This is a genomic window from Pseudosulfitobacter sp. DSM 107133, from assembly GCF_022788695.1.
Taxonomy (GTDB): Bacteria; Pseudomonadota; Alphaproteobacteria; order Rhodobacterales; family Rhodobacteraceae; genus Pseudosulfitobacter.
In genome coordinates this window covers 2,344,916-2,360,719 of sequence record NZ_CP085154.1, presented here as the reverse complement: position 1 = coordinate 2,360,719, position 15,804 = coordinate 2,344,916, and the positions used below count along the sequence as shown (strand labels likewise).

Below are 15,804 nucleotides of genomic sequence, written 5' to 3'. Positions count from 1 at the left end.
GCAAGATGAAGGAGCGGGCGGATTATTCTGCGGCTTTGGGCACCATTTTGGTGACGGTGTTGTCGGTGGCGATAATGGTTTCAAGGCCCAGCTCGGGCAGCACCTCGCGCATTTCGCCGCGCAGGCGGTCCAGTTGGGCGGCTGCAACCGCCTCTTCGAGTTCGATGTTGGTCAGCCAGTGCTTGAATTCGGAGCTGATGGATTTGGCGTGTTCCAGGCGGGTGTTGAACTGGTCCACCTCGTATTGGCGTTGTTCCAGGAATCCGCGGGCGCGGGCGACATGGGTGTCCGAATAGACCTCGGCCAACTCTTTGGAAATATGCGACATTTGGGCCGCGACGTCGAGCAGTGCAGGCTCTAACGAGCTCAGGTCGGGATGGTCGCGCAGGTATTCCAGACGTTCGCGCATCGAATCGAATTCGGTCGAAAAGCGGAAAACATCGCCGCGATCTGCCGCGTGAACGGCGGCATAGGCGCGACTGATGTCGGTCATGTTGACCGAGAAATCGCGGTGGGCGTTTTCAAGTTGCATGGTGCGCAGCGCACTGGGCAGGAAAAAGCACAGGCAGGTGGCAAAGATGGTCAGGCCAATCTGGGCGTACATGCCAGCCAGCGGCACCGGCGCGCCGTTCCAGTCAACCTGAAGGTCGACCCAGGGCAATTTGCCAGACAATGACATGGCTGTTGCCCCCAGCAGGGCCAGCGCTGTCAGGATGAACAATGCCAGCGCCGCGCGCTGCATCAGGAATCGGATCAAAAATGCGAACGAGCGAATAAAATTTGTCAAATGTCTTTCCCCCAGAAAAACCTCTTATCGGCAAGTATACGCCGATAAGAAGGCAACTCATAAGGAGATTTTTTGTTCCCGATGTCCGCTATCTGATTTCCGGGTTGTTGTGTTGCGGCATCTTCGCGGCAGGTGTTTCCATTTCTGACACAATTTCAGCCGGTTGCCGCCTTTGTTCTGTGCGCCAGCCGATCCAGAGCGAGGCAAGAATACACGCGGTGAAAAGATAAAGCCCCCAGGCCACTTCAATGCGTCCAACGCCGATTCCCTTGGTCAGGGTGATATACAGTGCGATCAGGAAAATGTCGGCCATCGCAAATTTGCCAAGAAGATGCAGCGCAGGCAGGCAGCGCGCGCTGAGCAGGTTCCAGTGCAGCAGGGCCAGGCCGATGGTCTTGAGGTAAGGGGCAAACAGCGCAAAAACCGTGACCATCAGCGCCAGGAAAACGTCCGAGGCCCATAGCGATTGCAGGCCGGTCATCACGCTGATTTCCGACAGGCCGAACAGGGGCAACAGCCCCGCACGCATCAGCGGTGCGAACCACGCAACGGGATAGGCGACCAGCAGGGCAAGGTTGAGATAGCGCAGCATGGGCGCACTTGGGGGCAGGGTGCGGTTCAAGTCAAGCCGGTGCGCGATCAGCGGACCGCAGCGATGGGCCCCGTGGCGCGACCGTGGATGAACTGGTCGACGTAAGGATCTTGGGCCGCGTCCATATCGGCCACCGGCCCCGTCCATTTGATCACACCCTCGTGCAGCATCGCCACGTTGTCCGCAATGGCGCGCACCGAGGACATGTCGTGGGTGATGGTCACCGCAGTCGCGCCCATTTCGGTGACAATTTCGCGGATCAGGTCGTTGATGACGCCCGCCATGATCGGATCAAGGCCGGTGGTCGGTTCGTCGAAGAAGATGATCTCGGGGTCGGCGGCGATGGCGCGGGCCAGCCCCACGCGCTTTTGCATACCGCCCGACAGTTCCGCGGGCAGGCGGTCGGCCACGTCCTCGGTCAGGCCCACACGGCGCAGCTTTTCGATGGCGATGGCGCGGGCCTGATCACGGGGGCGTTTCAGCGATCCGCGCAACAGGCGGAAAGCGACGTTTTGCCAGACCGGCAGGCTGTCGAACAGGGCCGCGCCTTGAAACAACATGCCAAAGCGCGCCAGAAACGCGTCGCGGTCGGTGCGGGTGATGTCGATTCCGTCCACGGTTATGCTGCCCTGTTCGGGCGTGACAAGGCCCAGCACCGCCTTGATCGTAATGGATTTTCCGGTGCCCGAGCCGCCGATGATCACCATCGACGTGCCCTTGGGCACATGCAGGTTCACACCACGCAGAACGTGGTTGCTGCCAAAGGATTTGTGGACGTTTTCAAGTGTAATCATAGCGAGAAGAACAGCCCCGTCAGCACGAAGTTGGCGGCCAGGATCAGGATCGCGGCAGCCTCGACGCTGCCTTTGGTGGCGCGGCCGACACCTTGGGCGCCACGGCCCGAATTCATGCCGAAATAGCAGCCCATGAGCGCGGCGATAAAGCCGAAGACGCCGCCTTTGGCCAGTGACGAAACCACGTCGCGCAGTTCAAGGAAGTTCACCGTGTTTTTCAGATAGGCCGCCGGGTTGAACCCCAGGGTTCCCGTGGACACGGCCCAGCCGCCGGCAATGCCGATCACATCGCCCACCGCCACCAGCAAGGGCACCACAAGGGTTGCGGCCAGCACGCGGGGCACGGTCAGGTATTTCATCGGATGGGTCGAGAGTGTGACCAATGCGTCGATCTGTTCGGTCACCTTCATCGTCGCAATCTCGGCGGCAATCGACGAGGTCACGCGCGCGGCGATCATCAGGCCCACCAGTACGGGGCCAAGTTCGCGCACCATGCCGATGGCGACGATCTGCGGCACAACGGCTTCGGCGTTGAACCGTGCGCCGCCCGCGTAAATCTGCAAGGCCAGCGCGCCGCCGGTGAAAATCGCCGTCAACCCGACCACAGGCAGCGACAGCCAGCCGATGTTCAGCAGCGCGATGGCCAGTTCACGAAAATAGAAGGGGGGGCGCAGCAGGTGGCTGAGGGTTTGCGCCGCATAAAGCGAGACCCGGCCCACCGCCGCCAGCAGCCCAAGCGTTGCGGCACCAATGGCGGCGACAAATCTCATTCGGTGTACCGGCGGGCATAGCGGTGGCCCAGCGAGGTGAGCACCTCATAGCCGATGGTGCCTGCGGCGGTGGCCAGATCGTCAACGCTCTGGTGTGGCCCAAGCAGTTGCAGGCGCGCCGGATCGTGGCCCAGATCGGTGACATCCACGGTGATCAGATCCATCGACACGCGGCCCACGATGGGCAGGGCGGTGTCACCTGCCCAGACCTGCGCCTTGCCTGCGTTGCCCATGGCGCGGATCAGCCCGTCGGCATAGCCTGCGGAAATGGTGGCGATGCGCGAGGGGCGTTGTGCAACCCACATATTGCCGTATCCAACCGACTCGCCCGCAGCCACATCGCGCACCTGAATGACCGGCGCGTCCAATGTCACGACGGCCTCGGATTCGGCATAGGGCAGGCCGCCGTACAGGCCCACACCGGGACGGCACAGGTCAAAGTGGAATTCTTCACCCAACAGCGTGCCACCTGTGGCCGACAGCGAACGCGGGGCGTCGATGCCGTCTGTCATCTCGCGGAATGTGCGCAGTTGCTGGGCGTTCATGGGGTGGTCGGGTTCGTCCGAACAGGCCAGATGCGACATGATCAGCGCGGGGCGTTGGGCTATGGCGATGTCACGCAGGGCGGACCATTCCGACGCTTGCATCCCCAGACGGTTCATCCCGCTGTTCATTTGCAGGCCAAAGGGCGATCCGGGCAGCGCCTCGACATGGCGCAGCATCTGATCCACCGAGTTCAGCAGCGGCGTCAGGCGCCCCTCGCGGATGGCACCGGTGTCGCCGTCCATATGGCCGGAAAACACATAGATGACAGGCCCCTGGCCCAAAGCGGCGCGCAGGGTGGCGCCCTCTTCGGCGGTGGCCACGAAAAAGCTGCGGCAGCCCGCGCGGGCCAGCACCCGTGCCACGACGGGCGCGCCCAGCCCGTAAGCATTGGCTTTGACCACCGCGCCGGTTTCCACCTCGGTGCGCGCGTCAAGTGATTGCCAGTTTCGCGCGATGGCGCCGGTGTCGATTGTCAAAGTCGCTGATGTCATGCGCGGCGTTGTGCCATGTTTGGGTCCGAGGTCAAGGTGTAACGTCCGCTCAAGGTGTCGGAGAAGGCGGAATAGGCGGTGAATGTCTGGTTTGAGGTTGCTGAATGGACCTTGGTGCAGATCGCAAAGAATGTCAGGTTTTAGCCCTGTCAGTTCTTCCCTTTGCGCGGAGTCAAGGCCGAAGGCCGCCGCGCATCGCCGGGCCGTCCGCCGGCACGGCGATTTGGCTGCTGTAGTGTGTAACAGTTAGTTCGGATGTATTTGGCTGCCATAAAGTGCCATGCACGACGGTCGGATCGCCGCACCACGGCCCGTCAATGCGCGGCTTCGCGGTCGTTTGTGAACGGCGGCTTTGCCCCCCATCACCTCCCTAAAACTCCTGCTCGCCTGCGCTCTGCTGCCATGGCTGTACAAGGTTGCCAAAGCGGGTGAACCGTCCCTCAAAGCTCAGCTCGACCGTGCCAATGGGGCCGTGACGCTGCTTGCCGATCACCACCTCGGCGCGGCCGTGCAGGCGTTCCATTTCTTCCTGCCACTTGGCCATCGCTTCCAGATCGTGATCGCCGGGCTTTTCGCGTTCCTTGTAGTATTCCTCGCGGAACACGAACATCACCACGTCGGCGTCCTGTTCGATCGACCCCGATTCCCGCAGGTCCGACAGCTGGGGCCGTTTGTCTTCGCGGCTTTCCACCTGACGCGACAGCTGCGACAGGGCAATGACCGGAATGTCCAGTTCCTTGGCGATGGCTTTCAGGCCCATGGTGATCTCGGAAATCTCGTTCACCCGGTTTTCGGATTTGCCGGTGCCGCGCACCAGTTGCAAATAGTCGACCATCAGCACGTCCAGCCCGTGCGTCCGTTTCAGCCGCCGCGCGCGCGCCGCAAGCTGGCTGATCGGCAGGGCAGGCGTGTCGTCGATATACAGCGGGCAGGCTTCCAGCGACTTGGCTGCATCCACGAAACGGCGGAATTCGGCCTCGGTCATGTCGCCGCGGCGGATCTGTTCGCTGGGCACTTCCGAGGCTTCCGACAGGATACGCGCGGCCAGCTGTTCGGCGCTCATCTCCAGCGAATAGAAGCCCACCACGCCGCCATCAATCGCGCCCTCTGACCCGTCGGGCAGGATGCCGCGTTTGTACGCCTTGGCCACGTTGAACGCGATGTTGGTCGCCAGCGAGGTTTTCCCCATCGACGGACGCCCCGCAAGGATCAACAGATCGGACCGGTGCAACCCGCCCAGCTTCTTGTCCATGTCGATCAGCCCGGTCGAAACGCCAGACAGACCGCCCTCGCGCTGATAGGCAGCGTTGGCGACGTTGACCGCATCGGTCACCGCCTTCAGGAACGACTGGAAACCGCTTTCGGTCTGGCCCTGTTCGGCCAGCTTGTACAGCTGCTGTTCCGCCTCGACGATCTGCTCGCGCGGTTCGGAGGCCACATCGACCTTGGCCGCCTTGGCGCTGATGTCGCGGCCAAGCTGGATCAGATCACGCCGCACCGCCAGATCATAAATCATCTGGGCATAGTCACGCACCGCAAAGGCGCTGATCGCAGCACCGGCAAGACGGGCCAGATAGGCAGGGCCGCCCAGCTCTTTCAGGCCTTCGTCGTCTTCCATGAACGCCTTGAGCGTCACCGGCGAGGCCAGGTTGTTCTTGGCAATACGGGCCGAGGCGATGTCGTAGATGCGCGCGTGCACAGGGTCGTAAAAATGGTGCGGCCCGATGATCGAGGCGACACGGTCGTAAATATCGTTGTTGGTCAGAATCGCACCCAGAAGCTGTTGTTCAGCCTCGATGGAATGCGGCATGGTTTCGGCGGCCTGAACCTCAGGCGCGGCGTTCTGGATACTGCTGATCTCGTTCATTGCTCACCCCGTTTATTGACCCGTCACCCGCGGGTGTCCTGTCTTAGACGGCACCGTGCAGCACAGGCAATCTGGAAATCCTGTGGATAACCTTGATCTGGGGGTGAGTATACATCATCTGGTGTAGATGCGCAGCGCACTAAACCAGATGATGTGGCGGATTTACGCCTTTTTATGCGCTTCCTGCCAGCCGCGCGGGTCGTTCAGGAAGGCTTCGACGCCCTCCAGCGTGGCATCATCAAAAGTGCCCTGTGCCTTGGCTTCGGCCAGCACATCCCACCATGTGCACAGGTGGTGCAGCGCAACCCCATGATCGCCCAAGGTCTTTTCGGTTTCGGGGAAGATGCCATAGTAGAAGATCACCGCCGTGTGCCCGCAGGTGGCGCCGGTTTCGCGAATCGCATCGACGAAAGACAGCTTCGATCCGCCGTCAGTGGTCAGATCCTCGACCAGCAAAACACGCTGGCCTTCGGTCATCACACCTTCGATGCGGGCGTTGCGCCCGTAGCCTTTGGGCTTCTTGCGCACATAGGTCATGGGCAGCGCCATCCGCTCGGCCACCAGTGCGCCAAAGGGGATGCCGGCGGTTTCGCCGCCTGCGACGTTGTCGAAGGCCTCGAAGCCCGCGTTGCGCATGACGGTGACGGTCAGGAAATCCATCAGGGTCGATCGGATGCGCGGATAGGAGATCAGCTTGCGACAGTCGATATAGGTCGGGCTGGGCAGCCCCGAGGCCAGCGTGAACGGGTCTTTGGCATTCAGGTGCACGGCTTCGATTTCAAGCAACATGCGGGCGGTCAGGCGGGCCATTTCGGCGGCGTCGGGATAGCTGGTGGGGATCATGGCGTGCATCCTTGGGCGTTTGGGCGTGTGGAAGCTGTGGGAGCCTCCGGCGGGAGTTTATCGGGCAAGATGAAGGTCAGGTCACGGACCAGTCCAGCGGCATCGCGGGGTCGAACACGGTGACGGGGCCGTCGTCGGTGTCGATGTGTGTGGGGTAGGTCGGTGCGGTTTTGGTCAGGGTCATCATCGTGTCGTTTGCGGGCAGGCCGTAGAAGGCGGGGCCGTTGAGCGAGGTGAAGGCTTCGAGCTTGTCCAGCGCGCTGTCTTGTTCAAAGACCTGCGCCAGGATCGACATGGTGTTGGGCGCGGTAAAGCAGCCGGCACAGCCGCAGGGCAGCAGTTTATTGGCGTCGGTGTGCGGCGCGCTGTCGGTGCCAAGGAAAAAGCGCGCGTTGCCCGAAGTGGCCGCACGGCGCAGGGCCAGACGGTGCGTTTCGCGTTTGGCGACGGGCAGGCAGTAATAATGCGGTTTGATGCCACCGGCCAGGATGTGGTTGCGGTTGATCACCAGGTGGTGCGTGGTGATCGTGGCGCCCAAGGTGTCGTCCTGTGCGCTGGCATAATCGACTGCGTCGGACGTGGTGATATGTTCCATCACCACCCGCAGGCCGGGCGTCGCGCGCCGGATCGGGTCGAGGACGCGGTCGATGAACACCGCCTCGCGGTCGAAAATGTCGATGTCCGCATCGGTGACCTCGCCGTGTACGCACAGCGGCAGGCCGATCTCGGCCATTTTCTCCAGCACCGGGCGCACATTGTCGAAGTTGGCCACGCCCGAGGCGGAATTGGTCGTGGCACCTGCGGGGTACAGCTTGACCGCCTTGACCAGACCCGAGGCATGGGCGGCAGCCACGTCGGCGGCATCCGTGTCCTCGGTCAGGTACAGGGTCATCAGCGGGGTGAAATCCATGCCCGCGGGCAGGGCGGCCATGATCCGGTCGCGATAGGCCTGCGCCTGTGCGCCGGTGACCACGGGCGGCACCAGATTGGGCATGATGATCGCACGGGCGAAATGGGCGGCGGTTTGGGGCAGGACGGCCCGCATCATGGCGCCATCGCGCAGGTGCAGGTGCCAGTCATCGGGGCGGCGGATCGCAAGGGTATCTGTCATGCGCTGCCGTTAGCACGCGGCGCGACAACGCGCCAGCGTCAGTTGCCCAGTTCTTTCAGCTTGCGGGCAAAGCGTGGCGCGTTCATGCGCGCTGTCACGTTCTTGCACAGCGCCTTGACCAGCAGCATGCGCTTGTCGGCTTCCAGCGCGCTGAGCAGGTTGCGCAGATAGGGCGGATGGGCGCGGCGCGCCCGCCACAGGGTGAAAAAGCTGGCATCATCAAGGGTTGCCATCGCCGCCTGTTCCAGCAGCGGTTTCAGCATGTCCATTTCGATCAGGTTGGTCTGGATCGCATCGCCCAGATGGCGGGTGCGCAATTTGTGGACATTGGCACGGGTGAACAGGGCCGCGTGCATGGCGTCCAGGGTTTCACGCGGGTCATAGATGACAAAGGCGCGTTTGGCCGCGTCCAGCATGTCGGGCGCATAGCCGTAGCGTTGGGTGAAATCCGTGCGGCGCATGTCGACAAAGCGGTCGTCCCATTCGGTAACCCGTGCATCCAGCGTGGCCTGTGGCTGGATCGCCAGCACCGTGGCACCGGGCGAAGCGACCGAATAGGCCGCCGCCGCATAGCCGCAAGGGCCGGCACCGTAAAACAGGACTGTTTCGAATTCGTCAAAAAAGCCGTCATCAATCAGTCGGTCGAAATAGGCATAAAGCGCATCGGCGCGAAACCATGTGTCGCCGTCTGATCCGATGCACAGATGCGACCAGCCGTGATCGCGCACCATCTCCCAGCCCAGCGGCACCGCAGATTCAGACAGGGCGCGCATGCCCTGTATGGTTTCGAATGTGACCAGCAGGGTGGTGCCCTGTTCCACAAAGGCGGTGAAATGACGTTTTCCCAAGGGTTCGAAATAGCCGTGTTCTTCGGCAATATCGGCCAGTTTGGTCAGCCATTCGGCTTTGGCGAGGCCCGCAAGCTCGGCGTTGAATGTGGTGGCTGCATCCTGCATCGGGCGTCCTCAATACCAGTACCGTGCGGGCGGACCACACATCTTTGAGTTGAGGATTTACGCGTGAATTAAGGCAAAATTGCGGAAAATTGTTGCGGTTAAGGTGCCTTTGTTGCGGATTTCGAGCTGCTGCGCGCGCGGTTGGCGTATTGTACCATGAACCGTGCGGCCCTTGGCGACACGGGCCGCGTGGGGCCCGCCATCAACAGGCGGCCGAACAGGGCGCGAAACGGTTCTTGTTGCATCAGCGCGTCAAACCGGGCGTGGCGCCAGGCGACGGCCTGTTGGTGCAGCGGGGCAAGGGTTGAATCGGCTTTCAGGGCGGCCAGAACGGGGGCACTGGTGACGGCCATGCGCGCTATGCTGGTGTCGGTATCCGAGCAGAAATTCCGCTCGACCCAGTAATCCAGCCCCAGGGCGTGGTCGGAATGCACTGCGCGGCCCCGATCTGCCTTGAGCACATAGCTTTCCATTGCGCCCAGCGGATAGTGGTTCAGTTGCACCAGCGCAGTGTTCGACCGCCCGAAATTGCTGAACAACCGCTTGGTTTTGAACTGCGCGTCCAGTTCACGCGCTTCACCGTCGAACCAGCGGGACCGGTCCAGCCGCGCGGGATCGGGGTTGCGCGGGCGATGGACCCCCAGTTTGCGATAGGTGCCGTCGTTTTTATACAGGGTTTTGAACATCGACGCCCGCCACGGCCAGTGCAGCACGGCAGGCGCGCATTTGGTAAAGGTGCCGGTGACGGGCGTGTCTGTATAGCGGATCTGGTCGCCATTGCCGAACAGCCGCCATGTCAGCGTGATCGCGGTGGCCTCGGGCAGGGCATCCAGCAGGGCGGGCACGGTGCCGTCGCCCACATGGATGTTGACGAACTCATCCACGTCCAGCGGCAGAATCCAGTCGGCCTGTTGCACGATGTCCAGCTTTTGCGCGTGTTTCAGCGCGGTGAACTGGATGCCACCCTTGTCATAGGGGCCATCGTTGCGGATGTGGGTCAGCCAGCCCTGATCGGCCAGCGCATCCAGCATCACATCGGTGCCGTCTTCGCAATCGTTCGAGAACACCAGGAAATCGGTGAACCCACAGGCGCGGTGATGCGCCAGCCACTCCAGCAGGAACGCCGCCTCGTTGCGGACACACAGGACGGCCAGAACCTTCACGCGGTGGGCCACGCCCTGCGGAACGACACCACCTTGCCCGACGAGCCGCGCGCGTTGTAGTTCAGCCCCGCCTGCATCATCGCGGCAAACACCGCATTCACCCCTTCGGGGCCGATCCATTTGGGGTGCAGTTTTACCACGGCGGCACGCAGGCCTGACAGGTCCAGCTGGGGGACCAGATCCGCTTCCGAGCCTTGAATGTCGACAATGACAACGGTGGGCGACAGCTCCTTGATCAGAGCCTTGGCGTTCAAGACGTCGATCTTTTCGACTTTCGAGGCGGTCGTTTCTTCGCGCTCGACCAGCGATGACATCGACGGGTTCTTGCGCACATAGAAATCAGCGGTGGATTTGCGCGCACCCAGCGTGCCCGCAATGACGCCGGCATTTTCGATGCCGTTCATGGCGAACATCTTGGTCAGATAGGCGGCCAGTTCGGGGTTTGCCTCGACCGCATGAACCATCTTGACGTTTTGCTGTTTGGCCAGCGTGGCCGACACTGCGCCGATACCCGCGCCGATGTCCAGCACCGTGTCTTCGGGCAGGGCAGTGCGGCTGCACGCAGTCACCATGGTGTTTTCGTAGGTGTCCTTGCGCAAGGCCGTGCGGATAGCGGGCGTCATGAACGCCGCCTTGGGATAGCGCAGCCCGCGCGATCTGATGCTGGGCTGCGCATTTACGTCGGTTGTTCCGTCCATCAGTCAGCTCTCCATATCCAGTGCGAGGGCATAGGCCACACGCTCGACTTCTGTCAGCTTCACTTCGAGCGCCTGTTTGTACAGGTCCTCGAATTCGGGCATGGCGTGCAGCTCTTCGGCTTTGGCTTTGTGCCAGTCCAGACCCTTTTGGTGCCAGCCGCGCAGGGTGTCGTCCTGCATCAACCGGTCGTATTCCGCGCGCAGGCGCGGCAGGTTGCGTTTGATGGTGACATCCCGGAAATCAGACCAGTCCATGCGGATCCAATAGTTGATCCCGATAGAGCGATCCACATGCAGCGCGCGCCCGCGCTGGCGTTTTATCAGAAAGCTTTCGGCCGAGCGCAGCGCATAATGATTAAGCTGCAACAGGTCGTAACCAATGGATTTTTTCGACGACCGCCAACCGTTTTCGGCGGCTTCCTTGGTCATGTCCTTGCCCGAACCATTGACCCATTTCACCGATGTCTTGAACGCCGGAGCCAGCTTGTTGGGGCGGTGACAGCTGATTTTCTCATAGGCACCGATGTTCTTGAACATGGTTTTGAAGCCCCAGACCGTGTGCGGCTTGGGGCAGAATTTCGGGGCGCAATGGTCGAACTGGTCAATCACGAATTCATCGGCCAGATCGGTCACCCCGTTGTGCCCGAACAGCCGCCATGTCATCGCCACATTGGTGGCATCGGGCACCGCGTCAAAGAAATCCTGAAGCGTGCCGTTGCCGGTGCGCACGTTCATGAATTCGTCCACGTCGATGTGAATGATCCAGTCGGCGTTTTTGATAACGGGTTCTTTCAACGACTGGTTCAGCGCGTATTGCTGGGGCGAATTGCCCTTCCAGTTGTCATTGTTGCGGTGTTGCAGCACGCCCATTTCTTGCAAATGGTCCAGGATTTCGCTGGTCCCGTCCTCGCAACCGTTTGTATAGATCAGGAAATTATCCACACCCATGGCGCGGTGATAGGCGACCCATTCCACGATATAGGGCGCCTCGTTCTTCATGCAGCCGACGATCACATTGCCGCTGCTGCCCGCAGGCAGATCGCGCGGCGGGATCGGGACAAAGCTGGCGGCAAGCTGTTCTTCGTCCACCGCCCCCAGCTTGTTGTGGGGTGCAAAGGAGGAGTTTTTCAGCTTGTCAAAGTTCTGGATCGCCAGCGGCGGCATCAGCTTGCGCGCAACCTCGCTCAGCCCGTCCGACCGGGGTTCGGCTTTGGCAGGGGCCGCGCCATTCGGCGCCTTGCCGGCCTTGGCCGCATCCAGATCAGCGCCCTTGGTCTTGCGCTCTTCGCGGGTCGCCTTGTCGATGCGCCACATAAAGCCCAACAGGTATTGCGTGGCGCGAAAGCCGAATTTTGGGTCGGCCTCTTCCCACGTGCCCTTGGCGCGCGGTTTCTTGAAGGTGTCCTTGCTCAGTGCCGGTTGCGTTTTCAGTAGGGCGGCATTGTCGGCAGCAAAGGTTTTTGAAATGGCCGAGAGCGAAGCCACATCAACAGGGTCGCCATCGACGTTGATTTCATTGATAAAAGACCGCCACAACTGGCGCGGCAAAATGCGTTTGCGATCCGCCAGAACCTGCAACAACAGCGCATTCATCTGCCGCCCGCGCGTCAGCGCCGCCGCCGATGTGGGCGCAGGAACCTCGACAGGCGTTGCCTTGCCCAGCACCGCGTCAATCCCGAACATGGCGCGGATTTCCTCCGTAACCGTGTCGGCGGCAAACCCTTCGGCATCATAGGGCCGCAAGCTCACACTGCCCGCGCCAAAGCTCTCCTCCCAATGGGTCACCAAACGCTTGTAATCCAGCCAGAACGGGGCCGCCTGATTTTCCATGAACACGCCCGCCTGCGGGTCGATCACGGGCGCGGTGGCCAGACAATCGTCCCACCACGTTTTGCTGCCCGCCAAACCCAACTCTTGCGTCAGCGACACACCGCGCCCCTCAAGGATTTGCTCGGCGTACCAGCGGGTCAGCAGGCTGGCCTGTTCGTCCACATGGGCGATGATGCGAATGTCATCCGACAGCGGCGTGAGCAGCGTGTGCAGCCGCGCAATCTCGGAGGGGCGGGCCAGACTGGCCCCCAGTTGCGAGGCCGACAGGATCAGATCACTGGGGCTGTGCTGGGCCACATCCCGCGCCAGATCGCTGGCCACGGTGTCATAGAGAACCTGTTGTTTATCTTGCGGAATATAGCCACGGTTATAGCGCAGCGGGTCCACATGGGCGGGGTCAGTCACCGCCATATACAGGCGCGTGTGGTTCTTCGGCCCCAAACTGCGCGGAAACAGATAGCCCTTGGCCAGCAACTGTTCGCGTTTGTCGGCCATGACCGATTGCAGACGGTCGGCGCCGACCTGTTCCAGGCCAATATGCAGATGTATGCGCATCACGACGCCTTTTTGTTCGAATTGCGGTTCGCGCGGCCCCACCACGGCAGCGGCACGCCCAGAAAGGCGGCGATGCGGTCGCGGGCATCCGCGTCGGCCACGTCATACTCCAGAAAATCGTCACGGCCCGCGAACAGCGCACGCAAATGCGCGTAATGGGCGCTGATCCATTGTTCACGCTGTTTGGTCGTCTCGCCATAGCCTTCGGGCAGGCCGGGAATACCCGCCTGCGGCAATCGCGCCACGCCCAGATCGGACCACGCCAGCATCGACTGGCTCAGCTGGAACGGATCGCGGTTCGATGCCAGGAATTTCACCCCCGTATGATGGGCGCGGATCGCCTCGATCAGGCCGAAATCCATCTGCGGCCACAGCGACTTGCCCTCGCGCAACAGGCTGATCTCCGATACACATTCAAACGGGTCCAGATGCACGCCGGGGTCGCCGGTTTCAAAATATCCGCGATAAAGAAGCTCGGCAACATATTGGTTGTGCAGGGATTTCACATCTGTCTGCTTGGGGCGCACGCGGTGGTCGGCCACCTTGAAACCGGCCATCTTCAGCGCCCGCGCCAATGTCGTCGTGCCGGTCTTGGGCAGGCCCAGATTGACGACGCGCAGGCTCATGTCACAGGCTCCAGTCCCAGTGCCTCGATCAACGCCTGTTCCTGAGGTGGCAGCTTTGACGCCACGCGCAACTGCGCCTGCATCTGTTGATATTCGGGCTGCGCCAGCAGTGCGTCCCGCTTGGCAATATGGGCCGCGACCGCTTCGGCGTGCAGGGTGGCAATCTCAGCGTCCGCCATCAGCGCGGCCATTTCTTTGCGCAGGGGGGTCAGGTATTTCTGGATCGACGTATCCTCCCACGCCGCGTCATTGCGCTCGCGCCAATAGGTGTCGTCGAACGCGCGGTTCTCGCGGTTCACATCGCCCCGGTCGTTCTTGACCAGATAGCTGTCCAGCGAGCGCAGCGCATAATGGTTCAGCGTCGCAAACTTGCGCGACCCATGCGCCGGAAACCTGCGAATGCGGCGCGGGTTGGCGGCAACCAGAAACCGGTGCTGCACAGGTCGCCCCGACGCATCGGTCCAGACGGGGCGTTTTTTCTTGGGCAGTTTCTCGCGAAAGAACGGACGGTGCGCGCCGTAATATTGCAGGGGGAAATCGGCGCGCACCAGCGTTTTGACCTCTACGGCCGTTTCACCACACCACAGATCGGGATTGTGGCTGCGCGTGAACTGTTCGATCACCGGACGGTCCTCATAGGCGTCCACGTCGTCATTGGCAAAGAACTGGAAATTCACACTGATCGCCTGCGGATTGCCGCAGGCATCAATCAGGGCAGGGATGGTGCCATCGCCCACATGGATGTTCAGAAACTCGTCCACATCCGCGACCCAGACCCAGTCCGCGCCCGCAATGATGTCCTGACCCTTGGCGTCTTTCAACGCCTCCATCTGGTAATTGCGCCCCTCGGCGGGGTTGGGCAGGTGCCGCACGATGCCGCGCGTTTGCAGCGCATCCAGCAGACGGTCGGTTCCGTCAGTACAATCGTTTGAATAGAAAAGAAAATCCGTCACGCCCAGCAGGCGGTTAAAGGCGATCCATTCCAACAGGAAGGGGCCTTCGTTCTTGACACATGTCACCGCTGTTATGCGCATATGCGCGCCCCTGCTGTGTCCCGGCTTCGGTCACGCTTCATCTGCCTAATCCGCCTCTGATCGGGTTCCGTCAGGCACATGTGCCCGCAAAACCTCTGTTATTCCGTAAATATAATGCCATCCGCGTCTTCCTGCGTCAACGATGGCACACCCGTGCCCCTTGACCTGACCGGTCAGCGGTGCACGTTTGTCGCAACAGGCGCAAGGGAGACCACAATGACCAAACCGACCTCGATCGACGCGGTACAGCAGATGTTGGGGGCCGAGGGCTATGTCTGCGACCGCGCGCTGGGCACCGTGGTGTTCCTCGCACTGTCGCTGGGCCGCCCACTGTTTCTGGAAGGCGAGGCCGGCGTGGGCAAGACCGAGATCGCCAAGGCGCTGGCCTCAGCCTTGGGCCGCCGCCTGATCCGCCTGCAATGCTACGAAGGGCTGGACGCCTCGAGCGCTGTCTACGAATGGAACTTTCCCGCCCAGATGATCGCCATCCGCACCGCCGAGGCCGCAGGCACCGCCGACCGCGCCGCCCTGCAAGCCGAGCTGTTCAGCAAGGAGTTCCTGATCGAACGCCCGCTGCTGGACGCCATGCGCCCCGACGAAAACGGCGCGCCGGTGCTGTTGATCGACGAGCTGGACCGCACCGACGAGCCGTTCGAGGCCTACCTGCTCGAGGCGCTCAGCGACTTTCAGGTCACGATCCCCGAACTGGGCACCATCAAGGCCCCCGAGCCGCCCATCGTCATCCTGACCTCGAACCGCACCCGCGAGGTGCACGACGCACTCAAACGCCGCTGTCTCTATCACTGGGTCGACTACCCCGATTTCGACCGCGAAATGGACATCCTGACCGCCCGCGCACCGGAAGCCGCGGAAAACCTCAGCCGCGAGGTCGTGGCCTTTGTCCAGCAATTGCGCACCGAGGATCTGTTCAAGAAACCGGGCGTGGCCGAAACCATCGACTGGGCGAAATGCCTGCTGGCGCTGGACGTGCTGACCCTGTCGCCCGAGGTCATCGCCGACACGCTGGGGGCCGTTCTGAAATACCAGGACGACATCGCCAAACTGCAAGGCTCCGAAGCCAAACGCCTGCTGGATCAGGCCCGCGCCAGCCTGGAGCCGACCTGATGCTTCTTTTGGCCCC

15 protein-coding genes are annotated in these 15,804 nt (G+C 61.8%); 1 reads left to right on the top strand and 14 read right to left on the bottom strand.

Annotated elements, in window-relative coordinates:
* Window positions 1-22: 22 nt before the first annotated feature.
* The 14 genes from DSM107133_RS11530 to DSM107133_RS11465 all read right to left on the bottom strand — a co-directional run bounded on the left by DSM107133_RS11530 (window position 23) and on the right by DSM107133_RS11465 (window position 14,663).
* A complete protein-coding gene (locus tag DSM107133_RS11530) occupies window positions 23-757 on the bottom strand; it encodes a DNA repair protein (protein ID WP_240310505.1) in 735 nt (244 codons plus the stop codon).
* Window positions 758-875: 118 nt separating this feature from the next.
* A complete protein-coding gene (locus DSM107133_RS11525) occupies window positions 876-1,379 on the bottom strand; it encodes a paraquat-inducible protein A (protein WP_114293374.1) in 504 nt (167 codons plus the stop codon).
* 47 nt (window positions 1,380-1,426) lie between these two features.
* A complete protein-coding gene (locus DSM107133_RS11520) occupies window positions 1,427-2,173 on the bottom strand; it encodes an ATP-binding cassette domain-containing protein (RefSeq protein ID WP_114293375.1) in 747 nt (248 codons plus the stop codon).
* The gene (locus DSM107133_RS11515; RefSeq protein ID WP_114293376.1) at window positions 2,170-2,943 is read right to left on the bottom strand and encodes an ABC transporter permease; all 774 of its coding nucleotides are present in this window, start codon (window positions 2,941-2,943) and stop codon (window positions 2,170-2,172) included. The genes DSM107133_RS11520 and DSM107133_RS11515 overlap by 4 nt, the downstream gene beginning before the upstream one ends.
* Entirely contained in the window at window positions 2,940-3,980 is a 1,041-nt protein-coding gene (gene alr / locus DSM107133_RS11510) for an alanine racemase (protein WP_114293377.1), read from the bottom strand. Before alr ends, DSM107133_RS11515 begins: the two co-directional genes overlap by 4 nt.
* Window positions 3,981-4,350: 370 nt before the next feature.
* Window positions 4,351-5,847 (bottom strand): replicative DNA helicase, encoded by a 1,497-nt coding sequence (locus DSM107133_RS11505; protein WP_114293378.1) that lies wholly within the window; start codon window positions 5,845-5,847, stop codon window positions 4,351-4,353.
* A gap of 162 nt (window positions 5,848-6,009) precedes the next feature.
* Complete coding sequence (locus DSM107133_RS11500) at window positions 6,010-6,690, bottom strand: orotate phosphoribosyltransferase (protein ID WP_114293379.1); 681 nt, start codon at window positions 6,688-6,690, stop codon at window positions 6,010-6,012.
* 76 nt (window positions 6,691-6,766) lie between these two features.
* Window positions 6,767-7,801 (bottom strand): dihydroorotase, encoded by a 1,035-nt coding sequence (gene pyrC, locus DSM107133_RS11495; RefSeq protein ID WP_114293380.1) that lies wholly within the window; start codon window positions 7,799-7,801, stop codon window positions 6,767-6,769.
* A 38-nt stretch (window positions 7,802-7,839) separates the two neighbouring features.
* Entirely contained in the window at window positions 7,840-8,757 is a 918-nt protein-coding gene (locus DSM107133_RS11490; protein ID WP_114293381.1) for a phosphoadenosine phosphosulfate reductase, read from the bottom strand.
* Window positions 8,758-8,855: 98 nt separating this feature from the next.
* Entirely contained in the window at window positions 8,856-9,920 is a 1,065-nt protein-coding gene (locus tag DSM107133_RS11485) for a glycosyltransferase family 2 protein (protein ID WP_114293392.1), read from the bottom strand.
* A complete protein-coding gene (locus tag DSM107133_RS11480; RefSeq protein ID WP_114293382.1) occupies window positions 9,917-10,618 on the bottom strand; it encodes an FkbM family methyltransferase in 702 nt (233 codons plus the stop codon). Before DSM107133_RS11480 ends, DSM107133_RS11485 begins: the two co-directional genes overlap by 4 nt.
* A 3-nt stretch (window positions 10,619-10,621) precedes the next feature.
* A complete protein-coding gene (locus DSM107133_RS11475) occupies window positions 10,622-13,003 on the bottom strand; it encodes a glycosyltransferase family 2 protein (protein ID WP_114293383.1) in 2,382 nt (793 codons plus the stop codon).
* Entirely contained in the window at window positions 13,003-13,629 is a 627-nt protein-coding gene (locus DSM107133_RS11470) for a sulfotransferase family protein (protein ID WP_114293384.1), read from the bottom strand. The genes DSM107133_RS11475 and DSM107133_RS11470 overlap by 1 nt, the downstream gene beginning before the upstream one ends.
* Window positions 13,626-14,663, bottom strand: coding sequence for a glycosyltransferase family 2 protein (locus tag DSM107133_RS11465; protein WP_114293385.1), 1,038 nt, complete (start codon window positions 14,661-14,663; stop codon window positions 13,626-13,628). The genes DSM107133_RS11470 and DSM107133_RS11465 overlap by 4 nt, the downstream gene beginning before the upstream one ends.
* A 216-nt stretch (window positions 14,664-14,879) precedes the next feature.
* Here DSM107133_RS11465 and DSM107133_RS11460 point away from each other — a divergent pair, with 216 nt between their 5' ends.
* Window positions 14,880-15,788, top strand: a complete 909-nt coding sequence (locus DSM107133_RS11460; protein ID WP_114293386.1) for a MoxR family ATPase — start codon at window positions 14,880-14,882, stop codon at window positions 15,786-15,788.
* Window positions 15,789-15,804: the final 16 nt, after the last annotated feature.

Coding starts and splice junctions, on each gene's coding strand:
- DSM107133_RS11520 (WP_114293375.1), bottom strand. CDS start 2,173: ATGATTACACTTGAAAACGTCCACAAATCCTTTGGCAGCAACCACGTT.
- DSM107133_RS11465 (WP_114293385.1), bottom strand. CDS start 14,663: ATGCGCATAACAGCGGTGACATGTGTCAAGAACGAAGGCCCCTTCCTG.
- alr (WP_114293377.1), bottom strand. CDS start 3,980: ATGACATCAGCGACTTTGACAATCGACACCGGCGCCATCGCGCGAAAC.
- pyrC (WP_114293380.1), bottom strand. CDS start 7,801: ATGACAGATACCCTTGCGATCCGCCGCCCCGATGACTGGCACCTGCAC.
- DSM107133_RS11500 (WP_114293379.1), bottom strand. CDS start 6,690: ATGATCCCCACCAGCTATCCCGACGCCGCCGAAATGGCCCGCCTGACC.
- DSM107133_RS11480 (WP_114293382.1), bottom strand. CDS start 10,618: ATGGACGGAACAACCGACGTAAATGCGCAGCCCAGCATCAGATCGCGC.
- DSM107133_RS11475 (WP_114293383.1), bottom strand. CDS start 13,003: ATGCGCATACATCTGCATATTGGCCTGGAACAGGTCGGCGCCGACCGT.
- DSM107133_RS11490 (WP_114293381.1), bottom strand. CDS start 8,757: ATGCAGGATGCAGCCACCACATTCAACGCCGAGCTTGCGGGCCTCGCC.
- DSM107133_RS11515 (WP_114293376.1), bottom strand. CDS start 2,943: ATGAGATTTGTCGCCGCCATTGGTGCCGCAACGCTTGGGCTGCTGGCG.
- DSM107133_RS11525 (WP_114293374.1), bottom strand. CDS start 1,379: ATGCTGCGCTATCTCAACCTTGCCCTGCTGGTCGCCTATCCCGTTGCG.
- DSM107133_RS11460 (WP_114293386.1), top strand. CDS start 14,880: ATGACCAAACCGACCTCGATCGACGCGGTACAGCAGATGTTGGGGGCC.
- DSM107133_RS11470 (WP_114293384.1), bottom strand. CDS start 13,629: ATGAGCCTGCGCGTCGTCAATCTGGGCCTGCCCAAGACCGGCACGACG.
- DSM107133_RS11505 (WP_114293378.1), bottom strand. CDS start 5,847: ATGAACGAGATCAGCAGTATCCAGAACGCCGCGCCTGAGGTTCAGGCC.